At 49.2% G+C, this 16,422-nt stretch carries 17 protein-coding genes and 1 tRNA gene; 8 read left to right on the top strand and 10 right to left on the bottom strand.

Annotation, left to right across the window (positions count from 1 at the left end; all coding sequences use genetic code 11):
• Positions 1 to 2: 2 nt before the first annotated feature.
• On the top strand, positions 3 to 731 hold the full coding sequence (locus tag ACR64Q_RS06900; protein ID WP_026604331.1) for a HisA/HisF-related TIM barrel protein: 729 nt from the start codon (positions 3 to 5) through the stop codon (positions 729 to 731).
• 10 nt (positions 732 to 741) lie between these two features.
• On the opposite strand, the gene fae is transcribed toward ACR64Q_RS06900, so the two are convergent.
• From fae to ACR64Q_RS06875, 5 genes are all read right to left on the bottom strand, one after another.
• Positions 742 to 1,257, bottom strand: coding sequence for a formaldehyde-activating enzyme (fae, locus tag ACR64Q_RS06895; RefSeq protein ID WP_020482207.1), 516 nt, complete (start codon positions 1,255 to 1,257; stop codon positions 742 to 744).
• A gap of 85 nt (positions 1,258 to 1,342) precedes the next feature.
• Positions 1,343 to 2,209, bottom strand: a complete 867-nt coding sequence (locus ACR64Q_RS06890) for a triphosphoribosyl-dephospho-CoA synthase (RefSeq protein ID WP_026604330.1) — start codon at positions 2,207 to 2,209, stop codon at positions 1,343 to 1,345.
• Positions 2,203 to 3,105: an ATP-grasp domain-containing protein gene (locus tag ACR64Q_RS06885; protein ID WP_026604329.1), complete on the bottom strand. Its 903-nt coding sequence runs from the start codon at positions 3,103 to 3,105 to the stop codon at positions 2,203 to 2,205. The genes ACR64Q_RS06890 and ACR64Q_RS06885 overlap by 7 nt, the downstream gene beginning before the upstream one ends.
• An 86-nt stretch (positions 3,106 to 3,191) precedes the next feature.
• Positions 3,192 to 4,175 carry a methenyltetrahydromethanopterin cyclohydrolase gene (mch, locus tag ACR64Q_RS06880; RefSeq protein ID WP_313734058.1) on the bottom strand — a complete coding sequence of 328 codons (984 nt, stop codon included), beginning with the start codon at positions 4,173 to 4,175 and terminating at the stop codon, positions 3,192 to 3,194.
• 5 nt (positions 4,176 to 4,180) lie between these two features.
• Positions 4,181 to 5,281 (bottom strand): ATP-grasp domain-containing protein, encoded by a 1,101-nt coding sequence (locus ACR64Q_RS06875; RefSeq protein WP_313734057.1) that lies wholly within the window; start codon positions 5,279 to 5,281, stop codon positions 4,181 to 4,183.
• Positions 5,282 to 5,356: 75 nt separating this feature from the next.
• On the opposite strand from ACR64Q_RS06875, the gene ACR64Q_RS06870 reads away from it, so the two are divergent.
• Positions 5,357 to 5,446, top strand: a tRNA-Ser gene (locus ACR64Q_RS06870).
• Positions 5,447 to 5,761: 315 nt separating this feature from the next.
• Here the strand turns inward: ACR64Q_RS06870 and ACR64Q_RS06865 are convergent.
• Positions 5,762 to 6,007, bottom strand: a complete 246-nt coding sequence (locus ACR64Q_RS06865) for a hypothetical protein (protein WP_313734056.1) — start codon at positions 6,005 to 6,007, stop codon at positions 5,762 to 5,764.
• A gap of 353 nt (positions 6,008 to 6,360) precedes the next feature.
• Between ACR64Q_RS06865 and ACR64Q_RS06860 the strand changes: the two genes are divergently transcribed.
• Both ACR64Q_RS06860 and ACR64Q_RS06855 read left to right on the top strand, forming a co-directional pair.
• Positions 6,361 to 7,929, top strand: coding sequence for a recombinase family protein (locus ACR64Q_RS06860; protein ID WP_483823295.1), 1,569 nt, complete (start codon positions 6,361 to 6,363; stop codon positions 7,927 to 7,929).
• Positions 7,926 to 8,339 carry a ParB N-terminal domain-containing protein gene (locus tag ACR64Q_RS06855; RefSeq protein WP_313734054.1) on the top strand — a complete coding sequence of 138 codons (414 nt, stop codon included), beginning with the start codon at positions 7,926 to 7,928 and terminating at the stop codon, positions 8,337 to 8,339. The genes ACR64Q_RS06860 and ACR64Q_RS06855 overlap by 4 nt, the downstream gene beginning before the upstream one ends.
• Here ACR64Q_RS06855 and istB read toward each other — a convergent pair.
• Together istB and istA are read right to left on the bottom strand one after the other, a co-directional pair.
• Entirely contained in the window at positions 8,309 to 9,046 is a 738-nt protein-coding gene (istB, locus tag ACR64Q_RS06850) for an IS21-like element helper ATPase IstB (RefSeq protein WP_313732341.1), read from the bottom strand. The two genes, ACR64Q_RS06855 and istB, sit on opposite strands and share 31 nt — an antisense overlap.
• Complete coding sequence (gene istA / locus ACR64Q_RS06845) at positions 9,039 to 10,514, bottom strand: IS21 family transposase (protein ID WP_409521147.1); 1,476 nt, start codon at positions 10,512 to 10,514, stop codon at positions 9,039 to 9,041. The genes istB and istA overlap by 8 nt, the downstream gene beginning before the upstream one ends.
• A gap of 131 nt (positions 10,515 to 10,645) precedes the next feature.
• Here istA and ACR64Q_RS06840 point away from each other — a divergent pair, with 131 nt between their 5' ends.
• The 3 genes from ACR64Q_RS06840 to ACR64Q_RS06830 are packed head-to-tail and all read left to right on the top strand — an operon-like array spanning position 10,646 to position 11,944.
• The gene (locus ACR64Q_RS06840) at positions 10,646 to 11,254 is read left to right on the top strand and encodes a plasmid partitioning protein RepB C-terminal domain-containing protein (RefSeq protein WP_313734053.1); all 609 of its coding nucleotides are present in this window, start codon (positions 10,646 to 10,648) and stop codon (positions 11,252 to 11,254) included.
• Complete coding sequence (locus tag ACR64Q_RS06835; RefSeq protein WP_313734051.1) at positions 11,251 to 11,835, top strand: ParB/RepB/Spo0J family partition protein; 585 nt, start codon at positions 11,251 to 11,253, stop codon at positions 11,833 to 11,835. Before ACR64Q_RS06840 ends, ACR64Q_RS06835 begins: the two co-directional genes overlap by 4 nt.
• Positions 11,762 to 11,944, top strand: a complete 183-nt coding sequence (locus tag ACR64Q_RS06830; protein WP_409521162.1) for a hypothetical protein — start codon at positions 11,762 to 11,764, stop codon at positions 11,942 to 11,944. The genes ACR64Q_RS06835 and ACR64Q_RS06830 overlap by 74 nt, the downstream gene beginning before the upstream one ends.
• Here ACR64Q_RS06830 and ACR64Q_RS06825 read toward each other — a convergent pair.
• Positions 11,941 to 12,114 carry a hypothetical protein gene (locus ACR64Q_RS06825; RefSeq protein WP_313734049.1) on the bottom strand — a complete coding sequence of 58 codons (174 nt, stop codon included), beginning with the start codon at positions 12,112 to 12,114 and terminating at the stop codon, positions 11,941 to 11,943. The two genes, ACR64Q_RS06830 and ACR64Q_RS06825, sit on opposite strands and share 4 nt — an antisense overlap.
• A gap of 1,672 nt (positions 12,115 to 13,786) precedes the next feature.
• Here ACR64Q_RS06825 and ACR64Q_RS06820 point away from each other — a divergent pair.
• Entirely contained in the window at positions 13,787 to 14,902 is a 1,116-nt protein-coding gene (locus tag ACR64Q_RS06820) for a Fic family protein (protein ID WP_313734048.1), read from the top strand.
• 3 nt (positions 14,903 to 14,905) lie between these two features.
• Here ACR64Q_RS06820 and ACR64Q_RS06815 read toward each other — a convergent pair whose 3' ends face one another.
• A complete protein-coding gene (locus ACR64Q_RS06815; RefSeq protein ID WP_313734047.1) occupies positions 14,906 to 16,039 on the bottom strand; it encodes a tyrosine-type recombinase/integrase in 1,134 nt (377 codons plus the stop codon).
• Positions 16,040 to 16,422: the final 383 nt, after the last annotated feature.

Below are 16,422 nucleotides of genomic sequence, written 5' to 3'. Positions count from 1 at the left end.
CTATGCAGATTATTCCAGTCATTGATTTGAAAGACGGCCTGGTGGTCCATGCCGCAGGAGGCGACCGCAGTCGTTATCAACCCGTACATCACACTTCCTCACTATGCGATAGCAGCGTGATAACCGAGGTCGTGACCCATTTTTTAAAGCTGCATCCATTTCAAACGTTTTATATTGCAGACCTAGATGCTATTGGCAGCAACGGCAATCACAACAATGCCATCGACGTCTTGCTTAGCCAATATCCAAACAAGGAGTTTTGGCTGGATAACGGCAGCAGCCCCCAAACCGTATCTATGGCCACTCAACCCAGCAAGTGCAAACCGGTCATCGGTACCGAATCGCAAATACTGCCAGTTTCTTTAAAAAACACCGATCTCATCCTGTCGCTGGATTTTAAACATAACCAGGCTTTAGGTCATCCGAGTTGGCTTGAAAGTCCTGAACTGTGGCCGGACAACGTTGTGGTGATGACTTTGGATTTGGTAGGCAGCAATAAGGGCCCGGACTTTGCAAAACTCAGCCGGCTTTGCAAGGATCATCCCGATAAACATTTTGTCGCCGCTGGTGGGGTCCGGGACGTTACAGATCTCATGCGACTAGAAACTATCGGCATTGCCGCTGTGCTATTGGCCAGCGCCCTGCATAACGGCAGTATCGACGCCGTCGCACTGGAAAAATTTAGGCAAAAAAATACCCCGGCAAGCCGGGGTATCTTCGACAGCCTTTGAAACTAAAAACTTAAACGTTGTTAGCAGCAAATGGGTGTTTTGCACCAGATTTAGCAGCAACTACTTCTTTAGCAGTTGGAGTGCCGGCAACAGCGCGAGCGATTGCTTCTTTGGTAGCTTTGTAGTTGAATTCTTCGATTTTTGCATCGTCTTCAGCCAACCAGTGGATGAAAACACCTACAGAAATGAACAAATCGTCAGCTTCATCAGCAGGAATAGTGCCGTCTTCAACGGAATCAGCAACCGCCATAGCAACAGCGCGTTGAGCTGGTCCAAACATTTGAACGGCTTGTTTTGCACCTTTGATGGTTACTTTGTTGAACAGGATGGTTGCTGGTTTAACCAACAGGTTAGGAGCAACAACAGCCAACAGAGTTGAAAAACCGTCTTTGTTGTTTGTCAAAGCGTTTGCGAAAGCAGTTTCAGCTGCTGAGCCGCGTGGGCCGATGATCAAATCGATGTGAGCAATTTCGTTGCCTTCACCAACCAAAGATTCGCCAACGCGCAAGTTATTGATTTTTGCCATTTTAAATTTATCCCCTAAAGATAAGATTGAACCAAAAAAATAGACACTTTCGTGTCTCAAGATTGTAGTTTCTGCTTAGTTCCCTCTATAACCCACCGGTTCCTTCACCGATAAGTTGTTCCAGAAGCACCACCAGTACTGTCGCTACAGTTATGTCAGCTGTTGTACCCGGATTGATCCTTTGTGCCTTAAAAGCTTTGTCCAGATCATACAATACTGGCAAAAGCTCTTCAGGCTCACAAGCTGTTTGCATTGCTCTATCGAGCTTTTGCATCTCAGCCTTGATCCACTCTGAATACCGCTCTCCATACTTCCGCTCAATATGACTATCGGGATATTGAGCCAACATTGCGGCAAAAACCGCTAACGCCGCCCAAGCACAATCGCCAGACAAAACGAAAGCACGATTATATCGTAAAACGCCGAAATCAAAAACGTCTTTAAAAATAGTTGCGTATTGCAGCGCGATTCTATCCCTGTCGGCGGCGAATGCCATGGCTTCCGTCAGCGTCACATCGGCGGGTTTCTGAACATCGTGTTGCGCGGAATCGCCCAAGCCGGCCGGAGCGGCCAAGGTGACAGCTTTAAAGACCCAATCGGCATCCCCGCGGCTGGTATTTTCCAATAATTGCCGTAAACCATCGCGCAAGTTCTCGCCGGATGCCAGCTTAGCAGCGACTTGCAACAAGGGTGCACACAACAGAATAATGCCCAAATTGGTATTGCACGCCACTGCTTCTCGGGTTGCCTTGACGGCGTAATAAATTTTTTCGCCCAAGCCGTATTCCGGATTGGTGATCGGCTCGCTACTGACGCGAGCACTGACGCGGAAATCTTCGACCGTCATATCGTCTGCGGCACTATAAACGCTGACATTGCCTGGCTTGAACGCTTGCAGCTCGATTTCACAGGCTTGCAGGTAAACGTCCATCAATTGCTGCCGACTCAGCATACTTGGTCCTGTACACAATAACGATCAATTAAATCGGCCACCAGGCATTCGGCGATATTAATATCGCAAACGCTTTGCAAGCCTTTCCAGGCCGGCACGCTGTTTACTTCAATCACCCGATAATCACCTTCGACATCCTGGATCACGTCCACACCGGCGTAATCCATTTTTAACGCGGCGACTGCAGCAATCGCCAGTTCTGCCAAATCGGGTTCCAGTTCAATACATTCGCAAGACGCGCCTCTGGCTACATTATTCAGCCAGGAAATTCCGCGCCGACGCATCGCAGCGACCGCCCTGCCGTTAATCACGAACACCCGAACATCGGAATAACCGTCGCCCGCGCATTCGACAAAGCGCTGCAAATAATAAATACCGCGACTGCTGGTCAACCACAACAAATCGGTGGATTTTTCGATACGCCGAATGCCCTCGCCTTGCGAACCGAATAAGGGCTTACTGATTAGATAATAGCCTTCACGTAACTGTTGCTCAGCAATTACCAATGCTGCGTCACGATCCCGCAACACCCAGGTCTGTGCGGTTGCCAAGCCAACGTGTTGCAATAAAAAACTGGTCATACCCTTATCGACGCTACGCTCGATCGCGCCGGCATCGTTATATACCGGCACCCCCAGTATCTTTAAGGCGTGCAAGACATCCAAATAAAACACCACCTCTTCCAGTGAACCGCCGGGCACGCCGCGCACGAATACCGCCGACGGCAATTCTTGCTCAAAACCCGGCATTAAAATGGGTAAATCGGCGACCGTTAACTGCAATTTGCAGGCAGTCAGCGATACATAGTCGGCGGCATAACCGCGCTCGGCAAAAGCCAAGCACAACTGCTTGCCATGCCAACCGGGATCATCGGTAATTATTGCAATTCGGCGCAAGGGAAGTGTGTCGAAAAAGTTAGCGATACAAGCTAACCGACCCTGCGCGGCAAGGCCAGTCAGATGTGGAAAAGAGTTAGAGCGAATTAAGCCCCGAACGAAAGGTCAAGCAAGGCATTGTCCAATTTACCGGCGCGGAAACTTTTGCCGGATTCGACCGCGGTGACGATAACGCTGGCAGGGCTGAACAACATCGCATCCACTTTGAAGAAATCATATTCGTAGGCTTTGAAAATTTCAGCAAACGGCTTGCCGTAATCTTTTGATGTCGAACTTGGCAATTCCTTAGCCAATTTTTCCGCCGCGTCATCACTGCCTTTCACGAACAAATGCACTTGGCCGGCAAACAAAATCGCGTCATTGGTACGCCCCATCGCTTTAACAAAGTTAGGATGCGGAGGACAAATCGGCGCACTGCCGGAACCGTCGACGATGTTTTCCAACGGGAAATGCAATGCATGGGCTTTGTGCATTGCCACTTCCAACACCCGGCCGACTACTTGTACGCCGCCAGCCAGACTGCTGGTTGGCGTAACGATGATGGTCAGATTGGCTGGCGATACGCCACAAGCCGCCGCGACTTTCTCGACGATTTCCACCGGTGGTAACGCATCGTTTTCGATGACTAAAGCGGTTTGTTCCGCGCTATCGCGGTATTCCAATTCCTTATAAAGCTCTTCCACCGGCTCGACCGCACCATCCTTGACTTTGGTGGCCATCGCCCGCGCCGGACCTGAACCCAGAGCATAATATTTGCCATGCGACAAACTCCAACCCGCATATTGACTACCCAGGCAAGACAGCACCGGGTTGCTCGCATGTACGTTAATGGTCAGCGGCCAGTGGGTGGTGTACGGGCTTTGCGAGATCGTCGCGGTACCCAAACCGCCCATGCAGATTTCGGTGATAATCCGTCCGGCTTCCAAACCGCCCGGCACTTTGATACCGGCATCAATGATCGTGCAGCCGTTTTCCAGCTTTTCGATACCCAACCGTAATTTATCCGCGTTATCCAGCAGTTGTTGAACCAAGGGCTGGGAAAATTTATTGACGCTTGCCTGGTATTGCATGAGTTTTAAAGACCTGTTTCCAAAAGATTTGCAAGGATGCGTTGTTGGCGATGCAGATTATCCAGCACCTGCCCCGAGTTTTTTCCGGTGGCAATAATACTGCATATCGGCTCACCTGTGGCAACAATTGCGCCGGAATTAGGCCTGTCCACTGCCCATATCGGCCATGCCAGTCGCTCGGGAATCGTGACTTTTTTTTGCGCATAAATTATTTGATAAGCATTCGGCTCCTTCGATAATTCGACACTATCGTCCAGCCGGTTTTGACAAGCGTGTAGATGTTTCAAGAGCAGCGATTTACCATAAAGCTGGGCGCTAGCGGAAATCCGCGCGTTGATTTCCAACACGTAACATGTGCCGTCACGCAGGATAAAATCCAAGCTGTTTAAACCGCGCAATCCATACGCATTAACAAGCTTATCCAACCAGTCGGCAATATCAGTCTGAATAGACATAGAAACCTGGGCATGGCTGACAATCCCCTGAAACAGAAACGATTGCCCGCCATCCGAATTTACAGTCCATTGCTCGTTAAAACCGATCAGTTCAACCCCATCACGACTCGCCGCAAACAACACGGACATTGAACGGCCTTCGATATAGCGCTGCCAATAGCCGTCGGCAAACTCGTCATTATTACAGAGTCTAATCCCCAAGCCGCCCTCGCCGCGCCAAGGCTTTAACAACCAGTCAAAACCATCCTCAGGCTTCGTAAACACCACCGGCGGATGCGGAATTGACAACGAATCGAGTCTGGCAAAAAAATCACGCTTGTCCTGGACCCGTTGAAAAATAGCTGCAGAATTCCCAATAATCCGCCAATCCTTTTCCAGACTGCTCAAGGTTTCCGGGTAAGTTTCCAAACCACTGCCGAATAACAATTCGGTTAAGCCGTAAATCTTCCGAACCGCTGCCACTGCACCCCTAACATCATCCCAGGCCAGTGAAGCCACCTGATATGTCTGCTTTGCCATTTGCCGAGTATCGCTATCGGCAAAGCAATCGATAGCCACCACTTCGAATCCGGAGTCGACGCACATTTGCACCAACATCCGCGCCGATTTGGCAATTACTAACAAACACTTAGGTACTAAACAAGATTCCATTCGGCTGCGACATGAAAGTGGAACGGCAAAAAACGCTGGATTTTAAAATATTTTCTGTAATAATACGCGGCTGTTGGAGAGCTGGCTGAGCGGTCGAAAGCGGCGGTCTTGAAAACCGTTGAAGGTTTATCCCTTCCTGGGGTTCGAATCCCTAGCTCTCCGCCATTATATATGGTTAAGGCCTTGATAAATAACGATTTATCAAGGCCTTAATTTTTTCTACCCTACTCCCTAACCTACTTTTGATTCTAATAACCATCACTGATTCCATTGCAGTGGGCGTTATTTGATAAAGAACCATTATCAGCCATTTGTCGACTCCGCGCATGATCTGAGGCAAAGCTGGAAAAGATATTTGCATCCTGCCATAACAAAGTCACAGCTACGACATCAGCAAACCAGCCTTAGCCTTATTTCAGTCTTTTAACTCATTTGATTGGGCTCAATACGCATTTTTGTGTAGGGAGCCTTCAATGGCGATTAAACAATGCCTCGCTTGCGGCCAGTCTTTTCAACCACGTCCACAGGTTCCACTGCAAACCTATTGCTCAGCGCCTTCATGCCAAAAGCATCGTAAACGACAATGGCACCGCAACAAACTGCAAACAGACCCTGATTATCAAGAGAACCAACAACGGGCTCAACAATCGTGGATAGAACGCAATCCCGATTATTGGCGTCAATACCGTGAATCTCATCCAAAGTATGTTGATCGTAATCGTACATTGCAACGGACACGCAACGCCAAAGCCAAGAATAATCGAGTTGCAAATATGGACGCGTCAATTCCAGCGCAACTGCTGCCTTCCGGGATTTACAGACTAAGTTTGGTGACGGAAACCAATATTGCAAAGATGGACGTTTGGACCGTAGAGATTACGGTACATGCTTGCGAATGTCGGCCATAAGCCAGTGTTGCAAATAGATGACTTGATCGGCAAACCAATCTGATTCTTATACCGTATTGTCAGTTCGCTCTTGGTAAACCCTGGATTTAGCTGTCCCCGCTTAGAAGATAGCCCAGGCCCACCAGTGCCTTATCGAGAGCCTAATTTTCATGCGAACGGGGATCATCAGGTTTGATAAATCAAATTGAATCCAATGAAGACCGACTAGAAACGCTCAACAAATTGCGAGCGGTGGAATATGTGCGGATGTCGACCGAGCACCAGCAGTACTCCACAGAAAATCAGTCTGACAAAATCCGCGAATACGCCGCTTGTCATGGTATTGAGATCATCCGAACCTACACCGATGCGGGTAAAAGTGGTTTGCGCATCGATGGCCGAGCTTCATTACAGCAGCTGTTGAAAGATGTTGAAAGCGGATCTGCCAACTTTTCAATAATTTTGGTTTATGACGTTAGTCGCTGGGGACGATTCCAGGATGCTGATGAGAGCGCTTACTATGAATATCGGTGCCGGAAAGCTGGTATTCAAGTTACTTACTGTGCCGAACAGTTTGAAAACGACGGTTCTCCTGTTTCCACCATTGTCAAAGGCGTCAAACGGGCTATGGCGGGTGAATACAGCCGAGAATTGTCGGCTAAGGTTTTCGCCGGGCAGTCTCGACTGATTGAGCTCGGTTTTCGTCAAGGTGGCCCTGCTGGATATGGCCTCCGCCGGGTATTACTCGATCAAAACGGTTCCATTAAAGCCGAACTGGCCAGAGGCGAACATAAAAGCCTGCAAACCGACCGTGTCATCCTCATGCCTGGTCCCGAGGCGGAAATCCGCACCGTCAATTTGATGTATCACTGGTTCATCGAGGATGGACTGGTCGAGTCCGAAATTGCCGAACGCTTGAACGGCATGGAAATACATACTGACCTGGACCGGCAGTGGACTCGCGCAACGGTGCAAGAGATCCTGACCAACGAAAAATACATTGGTAACAATGTCTATAACCGCATTTCCTTCAAGTTCAAAAAGCTGCGAGTGGTTAATCCGTCTGATATGTGGATCAAAAAAGAAGGCGCATTCGAACCTATCGTACCGCCTGAACTGTTTTACACCGCGCAAGGAATCATTCGAGCCAGAGTTCACCGATATACCGACAAGGAATTAATCGAGCGTCTGCGAGGGCTTTACCAGCGCAGAGGATTTCTGTCGGGATTGATCATCAACGAATCCGAAGGCATGCCATCCACGTCCGTTTACGCGCATCGTTTCGGCAGCCTGGTGCGAGCCTATCAAATGGTCGGTTTCACACCCGATCGGGACTATCGGTATCTGGAGATCAACCAATTCCTCCGTCGTTTTCACCCAGAAACCGTCAATGAAACTGAACGCCAGATCATGGCATTAGGCGGCACCGTCAAACGCGACGCTGGCACGGATCTGCTGCAAGTCAATGATGAATTCTGTGTTTCCATAGTATTGGCGCGTTGCCAGAGTACCGAGAGTGGTCATCATCATTGGAAAGTCCGGTTTGACACAAGCTTGGCCCCAGACATTACCGTGGCGGTTCGCCTTGATGAGACAAATCATGCCGCGCTCGATTACTACCTATTACCGCGACTGGATTTCGATCAACCGCGGATCCGCCTTGCCGAACACAATCCCATAGAATTCGAAAGCTACCGCTTCGACAGTTTGGACTATCTGTACGGTATGGCAGAACACACACGCTTGAGGAGAGCAGCATGACCGAAACAATCAAGACTGGCCAAATGCAAATGATCCCAATTAACTTGATTGATGTCCTTAATCCAAGAGAAAGAAACAAGCGTGTTTTCGAAGAGATCGTCACCAACATCCAAACTATCGGGCTCAAGAAGCCAATCACTGTGACGCCCCGCTCCACCCCGGACGGGACTGACCGTTACCTTTTAGTGTGTGGTGAAGGCCGAATGAAGGCATTTCATGCTTTGGGTGAAACAACAATTCCTGCCCTGGTTATTGAAGTCAGTGACGAAAATGCATTCATCATGAGTTTGACCGAAAATATCGCTCGCCTGTCCGGCGTCAATTATCTTTTCCGGTTTAACGTCAATTACCCTGGCCGGTTTTTGTTAAAAATAATGGGTTATTTTTTTACACGCTGTTTTTTCCGATAGCTTTCTCCTTCGATTTCAATAATGGTGGCGTGGTGGATAATGCGGTCAATCGCTGCAACCGTCATCATGGTGTCTGGAAAGATGTGATCCCATTGACTGAAGGGCTGGTTTGACGTGATGATCAAGCTGCCACTTTCATACCGATGGGCAATGAATTCAAAGAGCACTTGGGTTTCTGCATCGGTCTTTTTGACATAGCCAATATCATCCACAATCAGCACTTGATATTTATCCAGGCGTGTCATCGCGGTCATTAAGTCCAGGTCCCGCTTGGCTTGCTGCAAGCTTTGCACCAGTGCCACCGCTGAGAACCATTTCACACGGACGTTTTGTTCGATGAGTTGATGGGCAATAGCGGCGGCAATGTGCGATTTACCGACACCCGACGGGCCGATCAATAAGACGTTACCGGCACGATGAGCCCAGTCCGTATGATCTTTCAAGGCGGCAATCTGTTGCTGCACGGCGGTGCTGAGTTCTGCCTGATTCAAGTTAGCGAAGCTTTTCCCCGCCGGTAAACCCGCTTCTCGAGTCCATTTTTGCACGCGTTTTTGATAACGATCAGCCGCTTCCTGTTCACACAACCCCGACAAATAGCGGACATGGCCATAGCCTTTGGCAAGCGCCTGTTCTTGATGACTTTGATAATGGCGGATAAAGGTAGGCAGTCTGAGCTGCTTGAGCAATAACTCGATGGTTTCAGGCATAACCGACCTCCGGTTGATGCCAACTACCCTGTAACAGATGATCATAGCTGCCTAAGTCATGTTGCCGCGCGGGTATCGAAGGCACAGGGTGCTGACCTAAATAACGTTCCTGTAAGGCCTTAAGGCTGGGCAGTGGCTGATGTTGTTCGATAGTCGTCAGCAACTCATGGCCCAAACGTTCTTCGCAATCATGATCCATAGCGATTCTCAGTACGCCCACCATCCATTTACAGGCCTCTCGGGCATCTAATTGTCGGTCACTATGCAGCCATAACTGGCGATAAATGTCGGTGGGTAACAAATCATCACGGAATTGTAAAAACCGGAAGGCCTGTGGTTTGGCAGACAAACTATGGATAAGATGCCGGTAATCAATGCGTCGCGCACGTTCTTGACCGGCTTTCGGATAAATACGCGGGAGTGTTGCGGTTAAGGCTTGGCCGACAAACATGACCAAGCGATCATGGTATACATGCACCCGGACGTGCTCGCCAATCAGCCGTGAAGGCACGGTATACAACACGCGTTTAATTTCTACGGTACTGCTTCTCGTCACCTTCAGGCTGAGCTCGCTATAATCCATAAATCGCCCACCCGGCAAGGGCTGTAAGGCTAATTGCTCTTCTCTAAACCGGGCTTGGCACCGTCTATTTAACCGTTCAGACACGTGATCAAGAAAGGCTTGATAGGCTTTGATGTCAGCAAAATCGCTACTCCCTCTGAGCTTTAAGGCTTGATCCAGGCGATGCTTGAAGGACCCATGAGCACATTCAATAGCGCCATTCTCATGGCTGACGCCGCAGTTATTGCGGGTGGCCCGTAATCGATAATGCGTACAGAGCGCCTCATAAGACTGGGTGAGTGTCTGCTCATCTCGATGGTTATTAAACGCCGCACTTAAACTGTCAGTACGATGCTCAAGTGGACTGCCGCCGGCCAGCATTAATGCTGACTGCAGGCCATCGGCCAAGGCCGAATAACTTTCACCGCCCAACACAATCTGCACATACCGCCAGCCACTGTAGGCAAAGCGGAACTGGTACAACAGATGCGTAAAGACTTTGCCCTGGAGGGTGATGGTCGTGTTCGGATGACTGAAGTCCGATAAGCCTTGCTGACCGGCAGGCACTGACTGGCGAAAGATCACCACTTTCTCAGGGCCTTGGGTGGCTTTCCAGTGTTTGACGCGGCGCTGCAGAGTACGCAAGACACTGAAGGGAAATTGCCCAGCATGCTCATCTTCCAGATATTCCCAAAGCGTCAAGCCGGTGAGCTGCGATTCTTTTTCTAACAGAGGCACCAATTCCTTTTGCCAAATAGATTCCAAAGGATCTTCACGCGTTCGCCAATGGCGTTCACCCGGAATTGATACGCGCTCCCCTTTTTCTATCCTGCGGCCAGACCGTTCAGAAATAGCTGCCTGCGCCGCCGCGGTTTGCTGGCTTTGGCCTCGTTGACGTTTGCTCATATATAAACTCTCTTGATGTCGAGTGATACGTTTTCCAGGCAAGAGTGAGCTCCCTATCAAAGTGAAACTCACCGTTGTCCTTGGTATCAGTCAACCGGTCAAGATAGTTGTCGTCAAACCGGACAGGGTAATTGTCGCCGAACACTCGCCGCCATTATCGACCGTTAGAGTTATTGGCAGGTATTCAGCAGCTTCACGAACAGGGATACGACAAAAAAGTCATAGCCCAAAAAACCGGACTCTGCGTCGAGTATGTCCACGGCATACTCACCTTGCTGATGAAAGGCGAAGAACGTTTGTTGGTTGCCGTGGAAAAAGGAAAAATTCCATTGAATGCTGCCTTATCCATTGTCGGCGCGGGTGATGACGATCAAGCCATCCAGGCCGCCCTACAGGAAGCTTACGAGACTGGAAAACTACGCGGAAAACAATTGATACAGGCGCGACGAGTTATCGAACGCCGACAAACGTTAGGACCATCGGTTGCCAAAGGTACGCCGCGAAAAGCGCAAGATGTCACGACCGCAAGTTTGGTCAGAGTCTACCAAAAGGAAGTCGACCGCCAAAAACTGGTCGTTAAAAAGGCCCAGTTGACTCAACAACGCTTGTTGTTTGTCGTCAGTGCCCTCCGAGAATTATTTGCCGATGAGAATTTCTCGACTCTTCTGCGCGCAGAGGGCTTGGACTCTCTGCCGAAATATCTCGCTGAACGCGTCTTGTCGGGAGGTCGCACGATATGACTAATATACCTCTGGGATTCAGTCTCGAACCAATTTCAGTGCTCGTAGATAAGATTCTGCCCTCACGCAGAACGCCTACTGGCGTTACCACCTCGCGAAAATATTTGCAGATACGCACATCGATCCAGGAAATTGGACTGATTGAGCCTCTATCGGTCGGACCTGCCGATGCTAAAACCGACCAGCTCATTTTACTGGATGGCCACATCCGGCTGATAGCATTGCAGGAGTTGGGATATCTCGAGATTCCATGTCTGATTGCTACTGATGACGAGAGTTACACGTATAACAGTCGCATCAACCGTTTGTCGACGATACAGGAACATCACATGATTCGCCGCGCTATCGAACGGGGTGTCACCCCAGAACGGCTGGCCAAGGCGCTCAGTGTCGATCCCCGCACCATTGAGCGCAAGGCGGCGTTATTGGAAGGCATATGCCCCGAGGCAGCAGAACTGTTTGAAAGATCACCAGTTCCCAACGGATTTGTCACGGGTGTTGCGAAAAATGAAACCGACCCGCCAACTCGAATGTGTCGAGCTCATGATATCAGCCAATACTATCACTATAAATTATGCTGAAGCACTGTTAGTCGCCACTCCGTCATCAATGCTTTGTTCCAGCCATTTGGCAAATACAGACCAGCGCTCGGCGAATGTGCCGCTCGTGGCGAAGGCCTTGCCGGATTAATGGGCGCAGGTTTTGCCGGCACGGGTCAGGTTGCGACTGCCCAGGCCGAGATTGCGTCCTTGTTTTCGAGCCGCCATCAATGGTTTTGGCGCTTGGTTATCAAGAAGACTGACACACGCGTCTGGGTCAGTCTGGTTTACTTGGTATTTGTCAGGTTGATCGATTGACATGGTTAACCTCCAGAAAAAAGTGGGCAACAGACTCCCTTGTCCAAAGCGGACTGGGACTGAACGCACTTACAAATTCATGCGCATCAGCCGTCGGCTTTGAACAAGGGAGCCGGGGTGGCCTTGGTAAAACGGTTTTCTCTTTCGTCATGAGCGGGGGACCCCGGCTCCAACCCCACTTGGGTATACAAGGCCAAACTCATGACGATGAGTGTTGACGCACGGGTTGCCTACCCGGCGAAGGTGTATACCCAGTGTGAGGTGCGCGGCTTATGACTCGCTGCGCGGGCGAGTAATTGGTGTCGGTCGGTGACGAACTCGGGGTGCTGGCCAGACGCATTCAGCGTCCAACTGCGACGCTAAACTCGGCCCCTTACACATTCGAGACAGACTGACCCGGCAAAACCCGCGACTATTGCGCAGGTATCCGGTTGATTTACTTAATGGAAATGCTTGAATCCCGTTCTGTTTCTGTTTTTTAGAAACGGCGAAACAGCGGGATTGGGCTTTTACCTGAGAGCGTTTTTTTGAACGACCGGGTATGACATGGAAGGGAATCCGGATCGAATCCACATGACTGAGCCAACTGCTTCGCCGGCAAAAGCGTCCGCCGGTGGCACAGTCCGATCAGAAAACGGGAGGTCGGGATTCTTTAGAGACATTCAACCGCCTTGCTCTGGTGGTCAGGCAGTCGCCTGACGCCGATCCAGATGGAGACGATTGATTTGAAACCATAGCTGTAACGATTGCCACTACTGAATCGATCAAACGACCTTTCAGTATCCATTTTGCGGAACCGGGGTTCCAGGCAAAATTTCTGCGCACCTGCACACGCGCAACGGCAACACCACCTTTCGAAATTCTACTCGCGCGGTCTAATGGTTAGCGCCATCAAAGGCGCTTTTGATTACTCAGCGATCGGCAGACGATCGTTGATGGATTTTTAAATTGCTTCAGTATCGACAGCGACCGTGCCTTTCATCAAGGCGCATTTTCCCTGCCGACCCAGAAAGAGCATTTTTAACGCCCCATCTGCACCCAAAAATATATTTAATAGTGGACGCGTCACCTAAGGCGCTCGGCCACATGCTGCCAACGGCTTCATGCCATCCCGATACAGGGACAATCAGTTGGTTTTGCTCCCTATTTCAACTGCTGAGCCAACAGATCTATGAAAATTTCGTCCTGAAAAATTCTACGTGCGGGGCTATTTTGGGGTTGAAATTGAGCTGCTGTCAAATTATTTTTTCATTTTATTTCAATCGGTTAAAAGGAAAAAACAGGCTGGACGGCGTTGGATTTTACTGGGCAATTCAGATTCAAAAACATGAATGATTTTTGCACCAACCGCCATTGAAAATTGGGGTGACGCCAAGATCGATTAAATCGATTTCCTCACGAAACAGACCTCGATGATCTGAAAGCTGATTTATAGACATCGTCTGCGAGTAATACCGGTAATATCTTGGTAATCCGTCAATATATCCTCTTCAGCCCAGGACAGATCAGGCGGTAACACTGGTAATACCAGAAATCTCACTTTACTATAACTTCAACAGTTACAGCGCTCGGGTTTGCTCAGAGTGGCACTACAGTCTTTAGTGATGTTTAAGCAGTTCTTTTATAGATCATAAAATGCTATATTTGTGATCTATAAAATCGTTTTGTATTAATCATGCTCTGGAATTGGCAGCTGGCGGATTGGCCACACTTCACCTATAACGCGTCGCAGCTGGACGATTTTGAAAAGCGCTTATTGCTTGGCGCTGGCGTGTCATTCGGCGCGGTTAAGCATTTATCCGAAGACGACAGACGGCAGCTGACTATCGAGCTGATCAGCAATGAAGCCCTAAAAACGTCAGCTATTGAAGGTGAATATCTGAACCGGGACAGCCTGCAGTCATCAATTTGCCGCCAATTCGGTTTAATCACCGATCATCGAAAAGTCCCGCCGGCCGAGCAAGGCATCGCAGAGGTTATGGTCGATCTGTACCTGCACTTCGCAACGCCTATGACTCACGAGCAACTATATCAATGGCATTCCTGGATTACCGCCGGTCGCAATGATCTACAGGATGTCGGATGTTATCGAAGCCACGAAGACCCGATGCAAATTGTCTCCGGTCCCATTTACGCGCCCAAAGTGCATTTCGAAGCGCCGCCGTCCTGCCAGATGACGCGGGAGATGGATCAGTTCATTGACTGGTTCAATCACACAGCACCAGACGGAAACACACCTTTGCCCGCATTACAACGCGGCGGGATTGCCCATCTTTATTTCGTTAGCATCCACCCGTTCGAGGACGGCAACGGTCGCATCGGTCGGGCGATTGCCGAAAAGGCATTGGCTCAATGCCTGGGACAACCAACATTAATCGCGCTGGCATTTACCATCGAACGCCACCGCAATGCGTACTACACTGCCTTGGAAATGGCCAACAAGCAGAGCGACGTGACTGATTGGCTGGTGTATTTCGCCGAATTGGTGATGGCCGCTCAGGAATACACCCATCATTGGATCGATTTTTTAATTCAAAAAACCAAGCTCTACGACCGCGTAAGCGGACAACTGAATCCGCGTCAGGAAAAAGCCTTGGCCAGAATGTTTCGGGAAGGTCCCGATGGCTTTACTGGTGGACTCAGCGCGGACAAATATCGAAGTATTACGGGAGCTCCTTCAGCAACGGCCACTCGCGATCTGCAGGATCTAGTCGCCAAGGGAGCATTGATTCGAACAGGCGAACGGAAACATACGCGCTACTATTTGAATTTAACCGAGCCACTGCCTTAAATTCTAATAAGCCTGCTCGCAATACCTAGCCCAACCTGCCATAAGCTGCGATCGCTTTTCCATCAAATCCCCTCGGCGATACGCTGCCTCCGCCTGATTTTTAATCGTGTGGGCTAACGCCATTTCAACTACTTCATTGGGATAATGGGTTGTTTCAGCGGCCCAATCCCTAAAACTAGATCGAAACCCATGAACCGTCAGTTCCGGGAGGCCCATGCGTTTTAATAGTTGCAGCATGGCCATATTCGACAAACCTCTTTTTAATCCAGGAAACACAAATTCATTAGTTTTGAGTAGACTCATCTCCTGAACGATAGCCATTGCGCGAGGTGGCAAGGGTACTCGATGAGGTTTTTTGGCTTTCATCCGTTCAACGGGAATTGTCCATGTCTGGCTGATCACATCTATTTCATCCCAAGTTGCGCCTATGGATTCATTAGTTCGGGCGGCGGTAAGGATCGTAAATTCAAGACATCGCGCGGCTACACCCTGTTGATTTTTTAGCTTTACAATAAATTCCTTTATATCCGTGTAAGACAATGCAGCGTGATGCTCGACGTTTTGAACTTTGGATGGTTTAGGTAAAATCTTGTCGAGATGACCACGCCATCGAGCTGGATTTTCGCCTTCACGATATTTGCTAACAGTCGCCCAATCCAGCACCGTCTCTATACGACCTCGTAATCTACTGGCCGTTTCATTTTTGGACGTCCAGATTCCTTCAAGACATTTAACAACCAATGCCGTATCGACTTCCGTGACCGGGAGTTTGCCAATGGTTGGATATGCGTACTGTTCTAGGGTATTGGACCATTGCTGAGCATGCTTAGGATTTTTCCAGCCATGGCGATTAATCTCAATGTAAGCGGCGGCACATTCTGCAAATGTCATTGATCTTGCGACGAACAAGTGGAGCTCGCGTTCAATTTTCCGTTTTTCCGCCAAGGGATTCAGACCTTGCTTGAGCAGCTTTCGATATTCAGATGCTTGCTCCCTGGCTGCCTCTAGGGAAATATCGCTAAAACTACCCAAACCTATCTCGGTAGCCTTTTTATTCCTGACAAATTTGAAAATCCAGCTTTTTGAAAGTGTCGGACTAGCTCTCCGCCATATTTCTAAAAAGGCCTTGTTTAACAAGGCCTTTTTTGTTTACAAGACTCAAACAAGCAATATTTGCTACAAAACGATGCTAGGAAGAATAGTATCTGGATTGCGATCCGAACCCTGTATACACTTCCAGCTGACGCGAAGGCAATCCCCATTAAGCCGAAGGGATATAAAAATATCAGGGAGGCACCCACCATGCTTTCGAACATACCCTCGCAAATCTCGAAGGTGCATTCAACAACCTTGACCGCACCTCCAAGACATTTATCTATGCCCTCCCAGCCGGCAGCCACACCTTCCGAATATTTTTATATACATCCGGGAAGTTTTTATACCTATGTCGATGCATTAATTTTCACTGAAAACAACACCAATATCAGGCCTAATATCTTTAAATATTTGTTCATATATTG

This window comes from Methylomonas sp. 2F7, assembly GCF_057126975.1.
The sequence above is the reverse complement of the archived record's forward strand: the minus strand, read 5'-3'. Positions and strand labels throughout refer to the sequence as shown.

Coding starts and splice junctions, on each gene's coding strand:
- ACR64Q_RS06865 (WP_313734056.1), bottom strand. CDS start 6,007: ATGTACGATTACGATCAACATACTTTGGATGAGATTCACGGTATTGAC.
- ACR64Q_RS06890 (WP_026604330.1), bottom strand. CDS start 2,209: ATGCTGAGTCGGCAGCAATTGATGGACGTTTACCTGCAAGCCTGTGAA.
- ACR64Q_RS06820 (WP_313734048.1), top strand. CDS start 13,787: ATGCTCTGGAATTGGCAGCTGGCGGATTGGCCACACTTCACCTATAAC.
- mch (WP_313734058.1), bottom strand. CDS start 4,175: ATGCAATACCAGGCAAGCGTCAATAAATTTTCCCAGCCCTTGGTTCAA.
- ACR64Q_RS06835 (WP_313734051.1), top strand. CDS start 11,251: ATGACTAATATACCTCTGGGATTCAGTCTCGAACCAATTTCAGTGCTC.
- istB (WP_313732341.1), bottom strand. CDS start 9,046: ATGCCTGAAACCATCGAGTTATTGCTCAAGCAGCTCAGACTGCCTACC.
- ACR64Q_RS06830 (WP_409521162.1), top strand. CDS start 11,762: ATGAAACCGACCCGCCAACTCGAATGTGTCGAGCTCATGATATCAGCC.
- ACR64Q_RS06875 (WP_313734057.1), bottom strand. CDS start 5,281: ATGGAATCTTGTTTAGTACCTAAGTGTTTGTTAGTAATTGCCAAATCG.
- fae (WP_020482207.1), bottom strand. CDS start 1,257: ATGGCAAAAATCAATAACTTGCGCGTTGGCGAATCTTTGGTTGGTGAA.
- istA (WP_409521147.1), bottom strand. CDS start 10,514: ATGAGCAAACGTCAACGAGGCCAAAGCCAGCAAACCGCGGCGGCGCAG.
- ACR64Q_RS06900 (WP_026604331.1), top strand. CDS start 3: ATGCAGATTATTCCAGTCATTGATTTGAAAGACGGCCTGGTGGTCCAT.
- ACR64Q_RS06825 (WP_313734049.1), bottom strand. CDS start 12,114: ATGTCAATCGATCAACCTGACAAATACCAAGTAAACCAGACTGACCCA.
- ACR64Q_RS06855 (WP_313734054.1), top strand. CDS start 7,926: ATGACCGAAACAATCAAGACTGGCCAAATGCAAATGATCCCAATTAAC.